Raw genomic sequence first — 16,925 nt, forward strand, 5'->3', positions numbered from 1 at the left:
TGCGCGCGCGGTGGGAATGTGCCGACCAAGGCCACCTACCGGGGTGAGGCGTGCCGCGGGGATGAGCGGGGCTATTCGGCCGTGGCCGTATCCCCCTGCAGGCGCAGGGTCGCCATCACGCCCAGGCGCAGGCCGGGCAGGTCGCCGTCGGCCGGCAACAGGATCGGCTGCTGGCGGATGCCGCCGAAGTGCTTGACCTGGAACAGCACGTCCAGGCCATGGCCACTTGCTCCGCCGCCACTGGCCGCCGGTGCGCCGGGATTGCGCCGGGCCGGCTGGAAGCCCGGCGTGCTGCGCACCAGTTCCACCGTGCTGGCCGAGAAGTCGCCAGCGATCAGGCTGGGCATGCCCTCGGCGGTGGCGCTGATCCAGGTCATCAGGTCGCTGGTCTGGTGCTGGCGGGCGATGGCCTCGTCCGGGTCCGGACGCAGGCGCGCCACGTAGACGTTGAGCAGCGACGCGCCCAGCTTCAGCCGCATCATGCCGGCCGCGCTGAACGTGCCGGGCGGGTGCAGCAGGGTCACGCCGTCCTCGCTGACCGGCAGCCGGGTCAGCATCGCGTTGCCATGCCGCAGCGGCTGGCTGGGCGGATCGGCGGTGACGAAGTCGCAGCTGTAGCGCAGCCGGCTGGCCAGCCAGCAGGCCGGGTTCCGGCCCTGCTGCTGCAGGACCTGCTGCACCGAAATCACGTCCGGCTGCAGTTCGGTCAACAGCTGGGCGACCTGCTCACGGCGCAGCTTCCACTGTGCATCGTCGCGGCTGGGCAGTTCCAGTGCGGCCACGGTCAACTGCCGTGGCTCGCTGTCGCCGGTGGCGGCAGCCGGCGCCTGTGGCCGCGCCTGGGCCTGCCACGCCAGCAGCAGCGCAAGGCAAGCGAGCAGGAGGCGGGCGAGGGCGGGGGGGCGCATAACGATAAGTTTACGCTTTTGTCGTGCAGGTTCCGTGACTTCCGGCAGGGCATGGCGTGTCTGCCACGGATTGGCACCGTTGTCATGCAGCCCTGCAGCGTGCTTCGCAAGCCCGGGTTCCGGTAATCTTGCGCCTTTCGCTTTGCAGGAATGCCTTACAGGATGAGCCACGACGCAGTTGCCCCCATCGCCGGCCAGGGAAAGATGCCGCGCCAGATCCCGTACATCATCGGCAATGAGGCCTGCGAGCGGTTCAGTTTCTACGGGATGCGCAACATCCTGGTGCAGTTCCTGATCACCTCGCTGCTGCTGCAGGAAATCACTGCGGAAGGCCGTGCCGGTGAAGCCAAGGACATCATGCACAGCTTCATGATCGGCGTGTATTTCTTCCCGCTGCTCGGTGGCTGGCTGGCTGACAAGTTCTTCGGCAAGTACCACACCATCCTCTGGTTCAGCCTGGTCTACTGCGCCGGTCACCTGTGCCTGGCGTTGTTCGAGAACAGCCGCGAAGGCTTCTTCCTCGGCCTGGGCCTGATCGCGCTCGGTGCCGGCGGCATCAAGCCGCTGGTGGCCTCGTTCATGGGCGACCAGTTCGACCAGAGCAACAAGCACCTGGCCAAGATCGTTTTCGACGCCTTCTACTGGATCATCAACTTCGGCTCGCTGTTTGCCTCGCTGCTGATCCCGCTGGTGCTGAAGAACTGGGGCCCGCAGTGGGCGTTCGGCATCCCGGGCATCCTGATGTTCATCGCCACCTTCGTGTTCTGGCTGGGCCGCAAGCGCTACGTGCTGGTGCCGCTGCCGCCGAAGGACCCGCATTCGTTCGCCAACGTGGTGCGCACCGCCTTGACCGCGCGCGTCGCCGGCCAGGGCCGCCCGGGCCTGGTGATCGCCGTGCTCGGCCTGGTACTGGCGGCAGCCTCGTTCGGCCTGGTCGGTTCGCTCGGCATCGTGATCTGCCTGTGCCTGGCGCTGGTCGCCATCCTCGCTGGCATCGGTGGCGGCACCTGGCTGCAGCTGGACCGCGCCCGCGGCCAGCATCCGGCCGAAGCCGTGGAAGGTGTGCGTTCGGTACTGCGCGTGCTGGTGATCTTCGCGCTGACCACGCCGTTCTTCTCGCTGTTCGACCAGAAGGCCTCGACCTGGGTCCTGCAGGGCCAGCAGATGCAGATGCCGAGCTGGTTCACCGCCTCGCAGATGCAGGCGCTGAACCCGCTGCTGGTGATGATCCTGATTCCGTTCAACAACCTGGTGCTGTACCCGGCCCTGCGTCGCTTCGGTTTCGAACCGACCGCGCTGCGCCGCATGACCGCCGGTATCGCCTTCAGCGGCCTGGCCTGGATCGTGGTGGGTGGTATCCAGGTGGTGATGGATGGCGGCAATGCGATGTCGATCTTCTGGCAGATGCTGCCGTATGCGCTGCTGACCTTCGGTGAAGTGCTGGTCTCGGCCACCGGCCTGGAATTTGCCTACAGCCAGGCGCCGCAGGCGATGAAGGGCGTGGTGATGAGCTTCTGGAACCTGACCACCACCATCGGCAACCTGTGGGTACTGCTGTCCAACGCCGCGGTGCGCAACGACACGGTGACCCACCAGATTGCAGGGACAGGGCTGAGCGAGGCGGCGTTCCTGATGTTCTTCTTCGCCGGTTTCGCTTTCATTGCGGCGTTGGCTTTCGGTTGGTATGCAAAACGCTATCGTATGGTCGACAACTACCGTAGCGCCTGAGCCTGACATGACCCCCGTCAATCTGCTGTTGATCGCCGTCACCGCCATCCTGTCGTGGATGGCCTTCAACAACCGCAAGCTGGCCGACCGCCTGATCCTGTGGCCGCCGGCAGTGGACCGCCACCGCCAGTACGACCGCCTGGTGACCTATGGCTTCATCCATGCCGACTGGTCGCACCTGATCTTCAACATGATCACCCTGTTCTTCTTCGGGGGGTTCATCGAGAGCGTGATGGTGCAGCTGACCGGCAGCTACCTGACCTACCCGGCGTTCTACATCGGTGCGCTGGTGGTCTCGATCCTGCCCAGCTACCTGAAGAACCAGAAGAACCCGAACTACCTGAGCCTGGGTGCGTCGGGTGCGGTGTCGGCGGTGCTGTTCGCCTTCATCCTGATCAAGCCGTGGTCGATCATCCTGGTGTTCTTCATCCCGGCACCGGCCATCGTGTATGCCGCGTTCTACGTCGGCTACAGCATCTGGATGGACAAGCGTGGCGGTGACCGCATCAACCACAGTGCGCACCTGGCCGGCGCGGCATTCGGCGTGATCTTCATGCTGGCCATGCAGCCGAGCATCTTCAACCACTTCCTGCGCGAACTCTCCAACCCGACCTTCCGCCTCGGCGGCGGTTGAAGTTGGCCGGGGTCGGATCCGCTGGATCCGACCCCGGGGTTGGCCCCCGCTCCTGGTCAGGCGCGGGTCTGTTGGCCGTAGGTGTCCTGCAGGCGGGCGAATACCTCCTCGCCGATGCGCTGGAAATCCTGGTCTTCGGTCTGCCCCTCCACCGCCAGTTGCAGCAGGCCCTCCAGCAGGGCACGGTCGGTATCGGAATGGGTATCGCTGGGGTGCATGGGAGCCTCCGCGGTGGTGCGCATGGTCAACGGTCGCAAGGGTCGTGCCAGCCTGGCCGTACCCCTCCACAGGCGATAGCGGCCGCCCACCCTCCAGCTTGAGGGTCGGGAACTGACGTGAATGGATCGGACTTGCCCCTGTTCAGGCTTCACGCGATCATGGCGCCCGGCTGCGCACCATCCACGCAGTCGTCGCAGGAGACAGCTCCATGGCTTCGGTCACGCCCCCCGGTCTGGCCTACGAGGTCGAACATGATCTGGCCAGCCACCGCTTCACCGCCCGCGTGCGAGGACAGCTGGCGGTGCTCGACTACCAGATCAAGCGCAGGCGCATGGTCATCACCCACACCGAAGTGCCCGAGCCGATCGCTGGCCGTGGCATTGCCGGTGAATTGACCCGCGTCGCGCTGCGTTTCGCCCGCGAACAGAAGTACAAGGTGGTGCCGGCGTGTTCGTACGCCGAGGCCTTCCTGCAGCGGCACGAGGAGTATCACGACCTGCTCGTTGGCTGAATGCCAGCGGGTCACGCTTCAGCCATGGCAGGCGATGATGTACAAACATGAACAGGGGATCCCGATGAAGATTGGAAACAACCGGCCACTGCACGGCAGCGTGCTGGCCGGCGTGGTGGGCGTGCTGTTGCTGGCCGGTTGCCAGCGTGAAAGCGAGCCGTCAGCGGCGACCGACGCGGCGCCTGCCGCCGAGGCCGCTGCGGCAGGTGAAACGCCGGCTGCGGAAGCGCCGCTGGACCTGCGCGATGTGATCGAGAACAACGAGCGCGAAGTGGTGGGCATCAGCTATCCGGCCGGCATCGACCGTTACCCGGGCCTGGCGCGCGCGCTGCAGGGCTACGCCACCAGTGCACGCAGTGATCTGCAGCAGGCGCTGGACGGGCTGGGCAATGACAAGCCGACCATGCCCTACGAGCTGTCGCTGAGCTTCGAGAAACTGCTGGAAACCCCGCAGCTGGTGGTGGTCAGCGCCGATGGCAGCCGCTATACCGGTGGCGCCCACGGCGAGCCGCTGGTGGCGCGCTTCGTGTGGCTGCCGCAGCATCAGCAGATGCTCAGCGCCGAAAAGCTGGTGGCCGATGCCAAGGGCTGGAAAGCGATCAGTGACTTCGTCGCCGACCAGTTGCGCGAACGCGTGGCGACCCGCCTCAGTGGTGAGGACATGGACCCGGCCCAGCTGCAGGAATCGCTGCGCAACGCATCGCGCATGATTGCCGACGGCACCGGCCCGCAGGCCGACAACTTCAGCCAGTTCCAGCCGCTCACCGACGACAAGGGGCAGATCACCGCGCTGCGCTTTGTTTTCCCGCCGTACCAGGTGGGTCCATACTCGGATGGCACCCAGACCGCCGATGTACCGGCGGCGGTGCTGTTGCCGCACGTGGCCAAGGACTACGTGGAGCTGTTCGCACGCGGTTGACCGCAGTCGAGGAGGTGGCGTGGATACAGGGTTGCAGGAGCGGGTTTCCGGCCTGCTGCAGGAAGCCGGGGTCCGCATCGGCGGTACCCAGCCACAGGACATCCAGGTGCATGACCCGCGCTTCTTCGCGCGGGTCATGGCACACGGCTCGCTTGGTCTCGGCGAGAGCTACATGGACGGTTGGTGGGATGCCAACGTCCTGGATGAATTCCTCGTCCACCTGATGCAGGCGCACCTGGATGAGCGGGTGCACGGCTGGCGCGAAGTGGCCGATGCGCTGAAGGCGCGCCTGTTCAATCTCCAGGTCGGGCAGGGCAGCTATGAAGTCGGGCGCCGCCACTACGATCTCGGCAACGATCTCTACCAGGCCATGCTTGGGCGGCGCCTGGTCTACAGCTGCGGCTACTGGCGCAACGCCGATGATCTCGACGCCGCGCAGGAAGCCAAGCTCGACCTGGTCTGCCGCAAACTGGGCCTGCGTCCGGGCCAGCGCGTGCTGGATATCGGTTGCGGCTGGGGTGAAGCGCTGAAGTTTGCCGCCGAGCGCTACGGCGTCAGCGGAGTGGGTGTGACCATCTCGCAGGAACAGGCCGAGTTCGCGCGCGAACTGTGCGCCGGCCTGCCGATCGAGATCCGCCTGCAGGATTACCGTGAACTGGACGAGCCGTTCGATGCGATTTTCTCGATCGGCATGTTCGAGCACGTTGGTGACAAGAACTACGGCAGTTTCTTCGAGGTGGCCAAGCGCTGCCTGTCGCCGCGCGGCCTGCTGTTGTTGCACAGCATCGGCACCAACATCTCGCGGCATCGCACAGATCCGTGGATCGCGCGCTACATCTTCCCCAATTCGATGCTGCCGTCGGCAGTGCAGGTCACCAAGGCGTTCGAGGGCCGCTTCGTGCTGGAGGACTGGCATAACTTCGGCACCGACTACGACCTGACCCTGCAGGCGTGGCGGCGCAACGTGGAAGCAGCATGGCCACGGCTGGATGAACGTTACGACGAGCATTTCCGTCGCATGTGGCGTTTCTACCTGGCCGGCTCGATGGCGACCTTCCGTTGCCGGCACGCGCAGTTGTGGCAGATGGTGCTGTCGCCGGAAGGCGTGCCGGGGGGATACGTCGCGCCGCGTTGAATCCAGGGTTCTGACCCCAACCCCAACAAAAAAACCGCCCGGTTTCCCGGGCGGTTCTCATTTCACACTACCGCACTGGCGATCAGTTGCCGGCGCCGGTCAGGCCACGCTTTTCCAGCAGCGGTTCGATCTGCGGCTCGTGGCCGGCGAAATCGCGGAACAGCTGCATCGCATCCACGCTGCCGCCCTTGGACAACAGGGTGGCGCGGAAGTGGTCGCCGTTCTTGCGGCTCAGGCCGCCGTTGTCCTTGAACCACTTCTGGGTGTTGGCGTCGAGTACTTCCGACCAGATGTAGGCGTAGTAGCCAGCCGAGTAGCCGCCCATGATGTGGCTGAAGTACGGGGTCTTGTAGCGCGGCGGGACCGGCGCATAGTAGATGCCGTCCTTCTCCAGCGCGGCGCGCTCGAAGGCCATCACGTCCTTGGCGGCCGGCACCTGGTCCGGACCGATCTGGTGCCAGCGCTGGTCGAGCATGGCCGCACCCAGGTACTCGGTGGTGGCAAAGCCCTGGTTGAACTTGGCAGCGGCCAGCACCTTGTCCAGCAGCGCCTGCGGCATCGCCGAACCGTTCTGGTAGTGCTTGGCGTAGTTCTTCAGGATGGCCGGGTTGTCCGACCACATTTCGTTGACCTGCGAGGGGAACTCGACGAAGTCACGCGGCACCGAGGTGCCCGAGAAGTACGGGTACTTCACGTTGGAGAACATGCCGTGCAGGGCATGGCCGAATTCGTGGAAGGTGGTGTTCACCTCATCCCAGGTCAGCAGCGTCGGCTGGCCGGCCGGCGGCTTGGGGATGTTGAGGTGGTTGGCCACCACCGGCTTGAAGCCGGTCAGCTTGGACTGCGAGACGTAGGAATTCATCCACGCACCGCCACGCTTGGACGCGCGGGCGTACGGGTCGAAGATGAAGATCGCCAGCTGGCTGCCGTCGGCATCGAACACGTCATAGACGGTGACGTCGTCGTGGTAGACCGGCAGGTCGGTGCGCTGCTTGAAGGTCAGGCCGAATTCCTGGCCCGCCGCGTAGAACACGCCGTTCTCCAGCACGTTCTTCATCTCGAAGTACGGCTTCAGCTGCGATTCGTCGAAGTTGTACTTGGCCTGGCGCACCTTCTCGCTGTAGAACGCCCAGTCCCACGGCTTAAGGGCGAAGGTCTTCTTGCCGGCGGCCTTCTGTTCCTTGTCGATCATCGCCTGCAGGTCGGCGGCTTCGCGCTTGGCATTGGCCACTGCGGCCGGAGCCAGCTTGCCCAGCATCGCGTTGACCGCTTCGGGGGTCTTGGCGGTCTGGTTGGTCAGGTTGTAGGCGGCGAAGTTCGGGAAGCCCATCAGCTTGGCCTTGTCGGCACGCAGCTGCATGATGCGCGAGACCAGCGCGGTGTTGTCGAACTCACCGCCGCGGCTGCCGCGGGTGGTCGAGGCTTCGTAGATCTTCTGGCGCAGGGCACGGTTGGCCAGGTTGGTCAGCGGCGGCTGGCCAGTGGTGTTGAGCAGGGTGATCACGTACTTGCCGTCCAGGCCACGGGCCTTGGCGGCTTCGGCAGCAGCCGCGATCTGCTCCTTGGACAGGCCGTCCAGCTCCTTGACGTCATCGACGGTGATCGCCGAGGCGTTCACTTCCGACTGCACGTTCTGGCTGAACTTGGTGCCCAGGTTGGCCAGCTCGGCATTCATGGCCTTCAGCGTGGCCTTGTCGGCCTCGGACAGCTTGGCGCCGGCGCGTACGTAGTTGTCGTAGTACTTCTCGACCAGGCGCACGCCTTCGGCGTCCAGACCCAGCTGGCTGCGGGTGTCGTACAGCGCCTGGATGCGGGCGAACAGCTTGCCGTTCAGCGCGATCGCATCGCTGTGCGCGGCGAACTTCGCCGAGTAATCGGCCTGCAGCTTCTTTCGGGTGTCGTTGGTGTCGGCGCCGACCAGGCTGAAGAACACGGTGGTCGCGCGATCCAGGGTGTCACCGCTCTTTTCCAGGGCGATGATGGTGTTTTCGAAGGTCGGCTTGGCCTTGGTGTTGGCAATGGCCTCCACTTCCTTCAGCTGCTGCGCCATGCCGGCGTCGAAAGCCGGAGCGAAATCGCTGTCCTTGATCTTGTCGAACTGAGGGAAGTGCAGTGGCAGCGGGCTGTCGGCGAAGAACGGGTTGGCTTGCTGGGCGCTGCTGGCGGCGGCCGCGGTGGCGGCGCTGGCAGCGTAGGCGGGCAGGGCAAGGCCGAGGGTCATGGCCACGGCAAGGGCAAGGCGAGTGGTCAAGGTAATAGCTCCGGTAAGGCAAACAAGGGCCCGAGGGTAACCCGGCCCGGCGCGCCGGCACTTGTGTCAAAAGGCATGTTGTCCGGGCCGGGCGCGGGTACCATGCGTTCACCGCCCACGGCCCGCTGCCATGACCACTGCCTACGATTTCAGCTTCCGTGACCTCGACGGCCAGCCGCAGCCGCTGGCCCGCTACAAGGGCCACCCATTGCTGCTGGTCAATGTCGCTAGTCGTTGTGGCTTCACCCCGCAGTACACCGGGCTGGAACAGCTGTGGCAGGAGTACCGCGAGCGCGGTCTGGTGGTGATCGGCTTCCCGTGCAACCAGTTCGGCGCGCAGGAGCCCGGCGACGCCGCGCAGATCCGCCAGTTCTGTTCACTGGACTATCCGGTCAGTTTTCCGCTGTCGGAGAAGATCGAGGTCAATGGCGAGGGGGCCGAGCCGCTGTGGGCGTGGCTGTCACGCGAGAAGCGCGGCCTGCTGGGCAGTGCCCGCATCAAGTGGAATTTCAGCAAGTTCCTGGTCGACCACCAGGGGCGGGTGGTATCGCGCCATGCGCCCACCACCAGGCCGGAGCAGTTGCGCAGCGCGATCGAAGCGCTGCTGTAACAGCTGCCGGTCGCCTTGGGCGCAGCGCTCAGTGTCCCAGCGCTGGTACGCCTGCCTGCCGGTTGCGGACCTCTTCGGGCAGGGCTTCGATCACCTGTTGCATGATCCGCGGCAGGCTGGCCTCGCTGTAGCCGCGATGGGCATGGACGATGGTGCCGTCGCGGCCGACGATGAACATGTGGGGTACGGCGACGATGCCGAACTGCTCCGCCAGCGCACCGCCAGGATCATGCAGGTACTCCAGCTTCGGCCAGTCACGCTGGCGGATCAGCCGGCTGACCTCCAGCCGCGGTTCGCCCCAGTTGACCGCGTAGACCTTCAAGGCGTCCTCGCCAATCACCTGCTGTAGATGGGCCAGGATCGGCAGTTCCTTGCGGCAGGGCCCGCACCAGGAGGCCCAGAAGGTCACGATGACCACCTTGCCGCGCTGATCGGCCAGATTGACCGGATTGCCCTTGCGGTCGTTGCCCAGCGCCTGCGGCGGCGTTTCGCCGCGTGCAGGCGGCGCAGCCCACGCCGGAACCGCTGCCAGCAGCAGGCCGGCAATTGCCCAAGCCCGCATCCAGTGCGGGATCGATGTGTTCATCATCCGTGTATTCCCCGGGAGGGCCATCGGCCCGTGCGGGGGGACGATGCCTGCAATGCGCAGGGTGCGCAACAGGTCGCGTACAAATGCGGGGCCAGGGCCCCGCGCTTTACTTCTCGACGAACGCGCGCTCGAACACGTAGTGGCCCGGCTGGCCAATACGCGGCGAGACCTGGAAGCCACGGGCATCGAGCACGCTGCGCAGGTCGGCCAGCATCTGCGGGCTGCCGCAGATCATCGCGCGGTCGTTCTCCGGGCTCAATTCCGGCAGGCCGAGCGTGCGCTGCATCTCGCCGCTTTCCATCAGCTGGGTCAGGCGGCCCTGGTTGGCGAACGGCTCGCGGGTGACGGCCGGGTAGTACAGCAGCTTGTCGCCGATCATCTCGCCCAGGAACTCGTGCTCACGCAGTTCCTTCTCGAAGTAATCGCGGTAGGCCAGATCCTTTTCGTAGCGGACGCCGTGGCAGAGGATCACCTTCTCGAAGCGTTCGTAGGTTTCCGGGTCCTTGATGACCGACAGCCACGGCGCCATGCCGGTGCCGGTGCCCAGCAGATACAGGTTCTTGCCGGGGTGCAGATCGCTGATCAGCAGGGTGCCGGTGGGCTTCTTGCCGACCAGCACCTTGTCACCCGGCTTGATGTGCTGCAGGCGCGAGGTCAGCGGGCCGTCCTGCACCTTGATGCTGAAGAACTCCAGATGCTCTTCCCAGTTGGCGCTGGCGATGGAATACGCACGCAGCAGCGGCCGCGCCTCGGTTTCCAGGCCGATCATCACGAACTGGCCGTTCTCGAAGCGGAAACCGCTGTCGCGGGTGAGGGTGAAGCTGAAGTAGGCATCGGTCCAGTGACGGACCTCAAGCACCGTTTCGGCGCCAAAAGCGGAGGACATGGGCGTATCTATCGGAAGTCGTCGGGGGTGATTCTATCTCAAATGAGACAGGTTCTCATTAGGCGGAACGAGAGGCGTTCTCAGCGGTAACCCGCCGCCTGCAGCTCGAACAGCTCGGCATAACGACCGCCCTCGGCCATCAGCTGCTCGTGGGTGCCGCTGGCCTCGATCCGGCCATCGGCCAGCACCAGGATGCGATCAGCCATGCGTACCGAGGAAAAACGGTGGGAAATCAGCACTGCGGTGCGATTATCCGCCAGTTCCCTGAACCGCTGGAACACCTCGAACTCACTTCGCGCATCCAGCGCCGCCGTTGGCTCATCCAGGATCATCACCTGCGCGTTGCGCATCCATGCACGGGCGATGGCGATCTTCTGCCATTGACCACCGGACAGGTCCACGCCCTGCTTGAAGCGGCGGCCGATCAGCTGGTCGTAGCCGGCGGGCAGGTCGTCGATCACTTCTTCGGCCATGCCGCGGCGCGCGGCGTCGGCGATGCGCGCCTGGTCGTCCATCGCCTCGACCTGGCCGACGCCGATGTTCTCGCCGGCGCTGAGGTTGTAGCGCACGAAGTCCTGGAAGATCACCCCGAGATTGGCGCGCAGGTCGTCCAGGTCGTAGTCGCGCAGGTCGCGGCCATCGAGCAGGATGCGGCCCTCGTCTGGTTCGTACAGTCGCGCCAGCAGCTTCACCAGCGTGGTCTTGCCGGCGCCGTTCTCGCCGACCAGGGCCAGCACTTCGCCGGCCCGCAGCTGGAAATCGAGGTGGCGCACGGCCCATTGCTCGGCATCCGGGTAGCGGAAGCCGACGTTCTCGAACACGAAGCCTTCGCGTATCGGCTGCGGCACGCGTACCGCACCTTCGCGCGAGTGGATTTCCGGCTGGATCTGGAAGAACGAGAACAGGTCATCCAGGTACAGCGCCTGGCTGGCCACCTGCGAGAACCCGATCAGGAGGCCTTCCAGCAGCTGGCGCAGGCGCAGGAAGCTGCCGGCGAGGAAGGTCAGGTCGCCGATCGAGAAGTCGCCACGCACCGTGCGCCATGCGATGTAGGCGTACGCTGTGTAGTAGCCCAGCGTGCCGAGCGCAGCCAGCAGCGTGCCCCAGAACGCACGCCGCCGTGCCAGTGCACGGTTGGCCTGGAAGAGTGCTGCAGACAACCTGCGATAGCGTTCCACCAGGAAGCGATGCAGGTTGTAGATCTTCACTTCCTTGGCCGTTTCCACGCTGGCACCCAGCTGGCGCAGGTAGTCGAGCTGGCGGCGCTCCGGCGTCCACTGGAAGTTGAGGCTGTAGCCGGCCGCGTTGAAGTGCGATTCGCCGATGAAGGCCGGCACCAGCGCCAGCACCAGCAGCAGGATCAACCATGGCGCATACACCAGCAGGCCGACGGCGAGGCTGGCCACGGTGATCGCGTCCTGCACCTGGCCGAACAGCTGGCTCATCAGGTTCATCCGGCCCATGGTCTGGCGCCTTGCACGGTCCAGCTTGTCCTGCAGGTCCGGGTCCTCGAAGTCCTCCAGGTCCAGCGTTGCCGCGTGTTCCATCAGCCGGATGCTGGTGACGTTGGCGAACAGTTCCGACAGCAGCGCATCGGCATAGCTGACCAGCCGGCCGAGCAGATCCGAGGCGATGGCCAGGCCGAGCTCCAGCGCCAGCAGGCCCAGCAACGGATTCAGCACGCCGCTGGACAGTGCTTCGCCCAGTGGCGGGAAGCCAGCGTCGTGCTGGCTCAGGTGCAGGGCGCTGTCGATGATCAGCTTGCCGACGAAGAGCATCGCCACCGGCAGCAGCGCACGGATCAGGCGCAGCCCCAGGCTGGCGAGGGTCAGGGCGGGGCTGGTCTGCCAGACCATGCGCAGGAACGGCGGCAGGTTGCGCATCGCCTTGAAGCGCTGGCGCAGGCTGGGTTTCTTCGCGGCGGCAGCGCCGGCAATGGGAGAGGCTGGCATGCCGCCATTGTGCGCGCCTGATACGTGCAGGTGGGGTCAGGGCAGCCGTGTGGCCGCCGGGGTCGGATCCTTTTGCTGCGCAAAGGGCTCTGACCCCACCAGCCAGATCGGGTCAGAGCCCTTCGCGTTGCGAAGGGATCCGACCCAACCACATCCACGCATGGCGTGGATCTACCGTGTCGACCAAGGTCGACATCTACCAACAGCTGCAGGAACCTGACCTACCGGGCTGGCCCCCTTTTACGGCAGCGGCGGCAGCAGGCCCGCCCCCAGCCGGTTCCAGGCATTGATCACCGCAATGCCCATGCTCAGGTCACTGATGCCCTTCTCATCGAAGTGCGGCGCCAGTGCATCGAACGCCGCCTGCGACGGCGCACCGTCGGTCAAGCGGGTCAGCGCCTCGGCCCAGCCCAGCGCCGCGCGTTCGCGCACATCGAAGAAGCGGCTTTCGTGCCACGCGGGCAGGGTGTCCAGCTTGCGCGGCTCGATGCCGCCCTTGCGTAGCGTGGTGGCATGCATGTCCATGCAGTAGCCGCAGCCGTTGAGCTGCGAGACGCGCAGGAACACCAGTTCCATCAACGTCGGATCGATCGAGCTGTCATGCACCGCCTTGCTGGTGGCCAGCAGGCCCTTGAAGGCTTCGGCGGCCAGGCGGGTGTAAGGGACGCGGGGAGAGGCGTGGTCGGACATTTTCGGCTCCACGGCGGCCACGATGGCCGCCTTTCATTACAAGGACGCCGCACCGTCACCGCGCGTGACAACGTCCGGCAACTTTTCCGGATTCAACACGCTGTACACGTTGGCGATGCGGCCATCGACCACTTCGATGGTGGTGATCGAGTGCAGGCGATCGCCCTGGAAACGCAGGATCGCCGGTTCGCCATTGACGTAGCCCAATTGCGCCGGATGCACCGCGCCGCGGCGGGCGATGGCCCAGAACAGGCGGCCGATGCGTTCGGCGCCCAGCAGCGGGCGCACCGCTGCGGTGACCACGCCGCCACCGTCGGAGACCAGCAGCGCGTTGGCGTGCAGCAGGGCCTGGATCGCCTCGCTGTCGCCGCGCTGGGAGGCGTCCATGAAGCGCGTGAGTAACTGCCGGTGCTGGCCTGCATCGGCGTTGAAACGCGGTCGTCCGGCCTGCAGGCGTTGCCGGGCACGGTGCACCAGTTGACGGCAGTTGGCCTCGCTGTGGCCGATCAGGTCGGCGATTTCGCGGTAGTCGTGGTCGAAGGCCTCCTTCAGCAGGAAGGCGGCGCGTTCCTCGGGGCCGAGCTGTTCGAGCAGGGTCAGGAAGGCGACCGAGACGTCGTCGGCCAGCGCATGCAGCTGGGCCGGACCGGGCGCCGGGTCAGGCTCGAGGGTGACCGCCAGCGGTTCGGCCAGCCACGGGCCGACGTAGTGCACGCGCTCGCGCTTGGCCGCGCGCAGCCGGTCCAGGCCGAGCCGGGTGGTGGTGGTGACCAGCCAGGCTTCGGGGTCGCGGACGGCCGCCGGGTCGGCGCCGGACCAGCGCAGCCAGGCATCCTGGACCACGTCTTCGGCGTCGGCGCGGCTGCCGAGCAGGCGGTAGGCCAGCGCCATCAGGCGCGGGCGGTGGGTCTGGAAAGCGGTTTCGGCGTTCATGTGGGCAAGGACGCCGTAGTGGCGCATGGCGTGACAGGGAGGCGGGGTCAGATCCCTTTCCCTGGGAAAGGGATCTGACCCCTGACTCTACCTGCGGCCGGGGGAGGGGGTAAAATGGGCGGATTACCTCCGCCAGCCTTCAGCAAGCGAGCAATCCGTGACATCGATCAAGCAGGAAGACCTCATCCAGTCCATCGCCGACGCGCTGCAGTACATCTCGTACTACCACCCGGTCGACTACATCAAGAACCTTGCCGCCGCCTATGAGCGCGAGGAGTCGCCGGCCGCGAAGGAAGCGATGGCGCAGATCCTGATCAATTCGCGCATGTGCGCCGAAGGCCATCGGCCGATCTGCCAGGACACCGGCATCGTCACCGTCTTCCTGGAAATCGGCATGGACGTGCGCTGGGATGACGCCACCATGGGCGTGGAGGACATGGCCAATGAAGGCGTGCGCCGCGCCTACATGCACCCGGACAACAAGCTGCGCGCCTCGGTGCTGGCCGACCCGGCCGGCAAGCGCATCAACACCAAGGACAACACCCCGGGCGTGGTCAACGTCAAGGTGGTGCCGGGCAACACGGTCGAAGTGATCGTCGCTGCCAAGGGCGGTGGTTCGGAAGCCAAGACCAAGTTCGCCATGCTCAACCCGTCCGACTCGATCGTCGACTGGGTGCTGAAGACCGTGCCGACCATGGGCGCCGGCTGGTGCCCGCCGGGCATGCTCGGCATCGGCATCGGCGGCACTGCCGAGAAGGCGATGCTGCTGGCCAAGGAAGCGCTGATGGAGCCGATCGACATCACCGAGCTGCAAGCCCGTGGTGCGTCCAACCGCATCGAGGAGCTGCGCCTGGAGCTGTACGAGAAGGTCAACGCGCTGGGCATCGGTGCGCAGGGCCTGGGCGGCCTGACCACCGTGCTCGACATCAAGATCAACGATTACCCGACCCATGCGGCCAACCTGCCGGTGGCGATGATTCCGAACTGCGCCGCCACCCGCCATGCGCACTTCACCCTGGATGGCAGCGGCCCGGTGATGCTGGACCCGCCGTCGCTGGAAGACTGGCCGAAGCTGACCTACGATTCGTCCAAGGGCACCCGCGTGGACCTGGACACGATCACCCCAGAGGACGTGGCCAGCTGGAAGCCGGGCCAGACCCTGCTGCTCAACGGCAAGCTGCTGACCGGTCGCGACGCGGCGCACAAGCGCATGGTCGACATGCTCAACAAGGGCGAGCAGCTGCCGGTCGATCTGAAGGGCCGCTTCATCTACTACGTCGGCCCGGTCGATCCGGTGCGTGACGAAGTAGTGGGCCCGGCCGGCCCGACAACGGCCACCCGCATGGACAAGTTCACCCGCCAGGTGCTGGAACAGACCGGCCTGCTGGGCATGGTCGGCAAGGCCGAGCGCGGTCCGGCGGCGATTGAAGCGATCCGTGACAACAAGTCGGCCTACCTGATGGCCGTCGGTGGTTCGGCTTACCTGGTGTCCAAGGCGATCAAGGCGGCCAAGGTCGTTGGCTTCGCCGACCTGGGCATGGAAGCGATCTACGAGTTCACCGTGCAGGATATGCCGGTGACCGTGGCGGTGGATTCAACCGGTGAATCGGTGCACAAGACCGGCCCGCGCGAATGGCAGGCCCGCATCGGCAAGATTCCGGTGGTGGTGGAGTAATCCTGCCGCGCATCCGGTTCAAGCAACGGCGCCCGTGTGGCGCCGTTGTTGTGTGGTGAGGGTTAACGAACCTGCAGCATCTGCTCTGCTAGGCTCGGCGCGACCTCACACAGGACGTGTTCATGGGCCTGCATCGATTCATCACCGTTGCGATCCTGCTGGCCCTGGCCGGCTGCAGCAGCACATCCTCGTACGAAGGTGCGGACTTCTCCGCCTCCTCGCAGTGCCGCATGCAGTGCCAGGCCGACTATCGCAGCTGCATGGCGCGGGGCAGTATCGGCAGCAACGACTTCAGCTGCGAACAACAGATGGTGCCGGCGCCGGACAAGCGCTGCAAGGACGTCACCAACCCCGAGTTGCGCCGCTCCTGTGAACTGAAGGCGCATGACTGCGCAGTACGCACACCGATCATGTCCTGTGGCGAAGGCCGCGATACCTGCATGAGCCGCTGCGGCTGAGCAACGACCGCTCGCGTGGGCGCATAATCGGCGGATCCATCCACACAGGAGCCGCGCATGAGCACCACGCTGTATGGTTCAACCAGTACTGCCGCGCTGGTGGTGCACTGGCTGCTGATCGAGCTGGGCATCGAACACGAACTGGTGCTGCTGGATTTCGACGCGCGCGAGCACAAATCAGCGGAGTATCTGGCGCTGAATCCGGCCGGTGTAGTGCCGACGCTGCTGATCGATGGCCTGGTACTGACCGAAGCGGCGGCGATCGCACTGTATCTGGCTGACCGCCATCCGGAGGCCCACCTGCTGCCCGCACTGGGCACGCCGCAGCGCGCCGATGCCTACCGCTGGATGTTCTGGTGTGCCAATACGCTGCAGCCGGCCTATCGTGCCTGGTTCTATCCGCACGAAGTGGCGGGCGAGGCAAACGTGGAGGCCAGCCGCGAGATGGCACGGCAGCGCCTGGAAGCGGCCTGGCAGCATGTGGCCACGCACCTGCAGGCACACGGACCGTACCTGCTGGGCGCGACGCCCTGCGTGGCCGATTACATGCTGGTGATGCTGATGCGCTGGTCGCGCAACATGCCGAAGCCCAGCGACACCTGGCCGCCGCTCAAGGCGCATGCCACGGCGATGAAGGCACGCCCGGCGTTCGCCGAGGTGTACCGCCGCGAAGGCATCACCGACTGGCTGTAGTCCGTTCTGTAGCAACTGTCTTGTCAGGCGGAGGCCATCTGGGCCTCCGCATCCCTTTTGCGGGCGTTGAGGATCACCAGCATCTTGCGCATCACCGCGACCAAAGCCACCTTGCCCGGCTTGCCCTGCTTGAC

17 protein-coding genes and 1 pseudogene are annotated in these 16,925 nt (G+C 65.7%); 9 read left to right on the forward strand and 9 right to left on the reverse strand.

The window, feature by feature from the left end; translation table 11 throughout:
- Positions 1-71: 71 nt before the first annotated feature.
- On the reverse strand, positions 72-908 hold the full coding sequence (locus tag DI041_RS17300) for an endonuclease/exonuclease/phosphatase family protein (protein ID WP_136639509.1): 837 nt from the start codon (positions 906-908) through the stop codon (positions 72-74).
- Positions 909-1,070: 162 nt separating this feature from the next.
- On the opposite strand from DI041_RS17300, the gene DI041_RS17305 reads away from it, so the two are divergent.
- Entirely contained in the window at positions 1,071-2,636 is a 1,566-nt protein-coding gene (locus tag DI041_RS17305) for a POT-type proton-dependent oligopeptide transporter (protein ID WP_012511603.1), read from the forward strand.
- A gap of 7 nt (positions 2,637-2,643) precedes the next feature.
- On the forward strand, positions 2,644-3,270 hold the full coding sequence (locus DI041_RS17310) for a rhomboid family intramembrane serine protease (protein WP_006377680.1): 627 nt from the start codon (positions 2,644-2,646) through the stop codon (positions 3,268-3,270).
- Between the two features lie 56 nt (positions 3,271-3,326).
- Here DI041_RS17310 and DI041_RS21280 read toward each other — a convergent pair whose 3' ends face one another.
- Positions 3,327-3,488: a hypothetical protein gene (locus DI041_RS21280; RefSeq protein WP_012511601.1), complete on the reverse strand. Its 162-nt coding sequence runs from the start codon at positions 3,486-3,488 to the stop codon at positions 3,327-3,329.
- 209 nt (positions 3,489-3,697) lie between these two features.
- Here DI041_RS21280 and DI041_RS17315 point away from each other — a divergent pair, with 209 nt between their 5' ends.
- From DI041_RS17315 to cfa, 3 genes are read left to right on the forward strand one after another with little or no spacing between them, the layout of a single operon-like run.
- Positions 3,698-4,000 (forward strand): GNAT family N-acetyltransferase, encoded by a 303-nt coding sequence (locus DI041_RS17315; protein WP_006377679.1) that lies wholly within the window; start codon positions 3,698-3,700, stop codon positions 3,998-4,000.
- A 37-nt stretch (positions 4,001-4,037) separates the two neighbouring features.
- Positions 4,038-4,919: a DUF3298 and DUF4163 domain-containing protein gene (locus DI041_RS17320; RefSeq protein WP_136639510.1), complete on the forward strand. Its 882-nt coding sequence runs from the start codon at positions 4,038-4,040 to the stop codon at positions 4,917-4,919.
- Positions 4,920-4,938: 19 nt separating this feature from the next.
- Positions 4,939-6,054: a cyclopropane fatty acyl phospholipid synthase gene (gene cfa / locus DI041_RS17325; RefSeq protein ID WP_046984355.1), complete on the forward strand. Its 1,116-nt coding sequence runs from the start codon at positions 4,939-4,941 to the stop codon at positions 6,052-6,054.
- A gap of 82 nt (positions 6,055-6,136) precedes the next feature.
- On the opposite strand, the gene DI041_RS17330 is transcribed toward cfa, so the two are convergent.
- A complete protein-coding gene (locus DI041_RS17330) occupies positions 6,137-8,305 on the reverse strand; it encodes a M3 family metallopeptidase (protein ID WP_136639511.1) in 2,169 nt (722 codons plus the stop codon).
- Positions 8,306-8,435: 130 nt separating this feature from the next.
- Here DI041_RS17330 and DI041_RS17335 point away from each other — a divergent pair, with 130 nt between their 5' ends.
- A complete protein-coding gene (locus DI041_RS17335; protein ID WP_136639512.1) occupies positions 8,436-8,915 on the forward strand; it encodes a glutathione peroxidase in 480 nt (159 codons plus the stop codon).
- Positions 8,916-8,943: 28 nt separating this feature from the next.
- Here the strand turns inward: DI041_RS17335 and DI041_RS17340 are convergent, their stop codons facing one another.
- The 5 genes from DI041_RS17340 to DI041_RS17360 all read right to left on the reverse strand — a co-directional run bounded on the left by DI041_RS17340 (position 8,944) and on the right by DI041_RS17360 (position 13,965).
- The gene (locus DI041_RS17340; RefSeq protein WP_248298499.1) at positions 8,944-9,501 is read right to left on the reverse strand and encodes a TlpA disulfide reductase family protein; all 558 of its coding nucleotides are present in this window, start codon (positions 9,499-9,501) and stop codon (positions 8,944-8,946) included.
- A gap of 109 nt (positions 9,502-9,610) precedes the next feature.
- On the reverse strand, positions 9,611-10,390 hold the full coding sequence (locus tag DI041_RS17345; RefSeq protein WP_046984352.1) for a ferredoxin--NADP reductase: 780 nt from the start codon (positions 10,388-10,390) through the stop codon (positions 9,611-9,613).
- Positions 10,391-10,470: 80 nt separating this feature from the next.
- Complete coding sequence (locus DI041_RS17350) at positions 10,471-12,342, reverse strand: ABC transporter ATP-binding protein (protein ID WP_046984351.1); 1,872 nt, start codon at positions 12,340-12,342, stop codon at positions 10,471-10,473.
- 240 nt (positions 12,343-12,582) lie between these two features.
- Complete coding sequence (locus tag DI041_RS17355) at positions 12,583-13,032, reverse strand: carboxymuconolactone decarboxylase family protein (protein ID WP_046984350.1); 450 nt, start codon at positions 13,030-13,032, stop codon at positions 12,583-12,585.
- Between the two features lie 36 nt (positions 13,033-13,068).
- The gene (locus DI041_RS17360) at positions 13,069-13,965 is read right to left on the reverse strand and encodes an RNA polymerase sigma-70 factor (RefSeq protein WP_046984384.1); all 897 of its coding nucleotides are present in this window, start codon (positions 13,963-13,965) and stop codon (positions 13,069-13,071) included.
- Positions 13,966-14,122: 157 nt separating this feature from the next.
- Between DI041_RS17360 and DI041_RS17365 the strand changes: the two genes are divergently transcribed.
- From DI041_RS17365 to DI041_RS17375, 3 genes are all read left to right on the forward strand, one after another.
- A complete protein-coding gene (locus DI041_RS17365) occupies positions 14,123-15,640 on the forward strand; it encodes a fumarate hydratase (protein ID WP_046984349.1) in 1,518 nt (505 codons plus the stop codon).
- A gap of 122 nt (positions 15,641-15,762) precedes the next feature.
- On the forward strand, positions 15,763-16,098 hold the full coding sequence (locus DI041_RS17370) for a hypothetical protein (RefSeq protein ID WP_136639513.1): 336 nt from the start codon (positions 15,763-15,765) through the stop codon (positions 16,096-16,098).
- 57 nt (positions 16,099-16,155) lie between these two features.
- The gene (locus DI041_RS17375; protein ID WP_136639514.1) at positions 16,156-16,791 is read left to right on the forward strand and encodes a glutathione S-transferase family protein; all 636 of its coding nucleotides are present in this window, start codon (positions 16,156-16,158) and stop codon (positions 16,789-16,791) included.
- A 23-nt stretch (positions 16,792-16,814) separates the two neighbouring features.
- On the opposite strand, the pseudogene DI041_RS17380 reads toward DI041_RS17375, so the two are convergent.
- Positions 16,815-16,925, reverse strand: a pseudogene (locus DI041_RS17380) (IS110 family transposase); the annotation flags it as partial.

The sequence above is a fragment of the Stenotrophomonas maltophilia genome, from assembly GCF_004920835.1.
GTDB classification, from domain to species: domain Bacteria; phylum Pseudomonadota; class Gammaproteobacteria; order Xanthomonadales; family Xanthomonadaceae; genus Stenotrophomonas; species Stenotrophomonas maltophilia_AQ.

Coding starts and splice junctions, on each gene's coding strand:
- DI041_RS17300 (WP_136639509.1), bottom strand. CDS start 908: ATGCGCCCCCCCGCCCTCGCCCGCCTCCTGCTCGCTTGCCTTGCGCTG.
- DI041_RS17305 (WP_012511603.1), top strand. CDS start 1,071: ATGAGCCACGACGCAGTTGCCCCCATCGCCGGCCAGGGAAAGATGCCG.
- DI041_RS17310 (WP_006377680.1), top strand. CDS start 2,644: ATGACCCCCGTCAATCTGCTGTTGATCGCCGTCACCGCCATCCTGTCG.
- DI041_RS21280 (WP_012511601.1), bottom strand. CDS start 3,488: ATGCACCCCAGCGATACCCATTCCGATACCGACCGTGCCCTGCTGGAG.
- DI041_RS17315 (WP_006377679.1), top strand. CDS start 3,698: ATGGCTTCGGTCACGCCCCCCGGTCTGGCCTACGAGGTCGAACATGAT.
- DI041_RS17320 (WP_136639510.1), top strand. CDS start 4,038: ATGTACAAACATGAACAGGGGATCCCGATGAAGATTGGAAACAACCGG.
- DI041_RS17335 (WP_136639512.1), top strand. CDS start 8,436: ATGACCACTGCCTACGATTTCAGCTTCCGTGACCTCGACGGCCAGCCG.
- DI041_RS17340 (WP_248298499.1), bottom strand. CDS start 9,501: ATGAACACATCGATCCCGCACTGGATGCGGGCTTGGGCAATTGCCGGC.
- DI041_RS17345 (WP_046984352.1), bottom strand. CDS start 10,390: ATGTCCTCCGCTTTTGGCGCCGAAACGGTGCTTGAGGTCCGTCACTGG.
- DI041_RS17350 (WP_046984351.1), bottom strand. CDS start 12,342: ATGCCAGCCTCTCCCATTGCCGGCGCTGCCGCCGCGAAGAAACCCAGC.
- DI041_RS17355 (WP_046984350.1), bottom strand. CDS start 13,032: ATGTCCGACCACGCCTCTCCCCGCGTCCCTTACACCCGCCTGGCCGCC.
- DI041_RS17360 (WP_046984384.1), bottom strand. CDS start 13,965: ATGAACGCCGAAACCGCTTTCCAGACCCACCGCCCGCGCCTGATGGCG.
- DI041_RS17370 (WP_136639513.1), top strand. CDS start 15,763: ATGGGCCTGCATCGATTCATCACCGTTGCGATCCTGCTGGCCCTGGCC.
- DI041_RS17375 (WP_136639514.1), top strand. CDS start 16,156: ATGAGCACCACGCTGTATGGTTCAACCAGTACTGCCGCGCTGGTGGTG.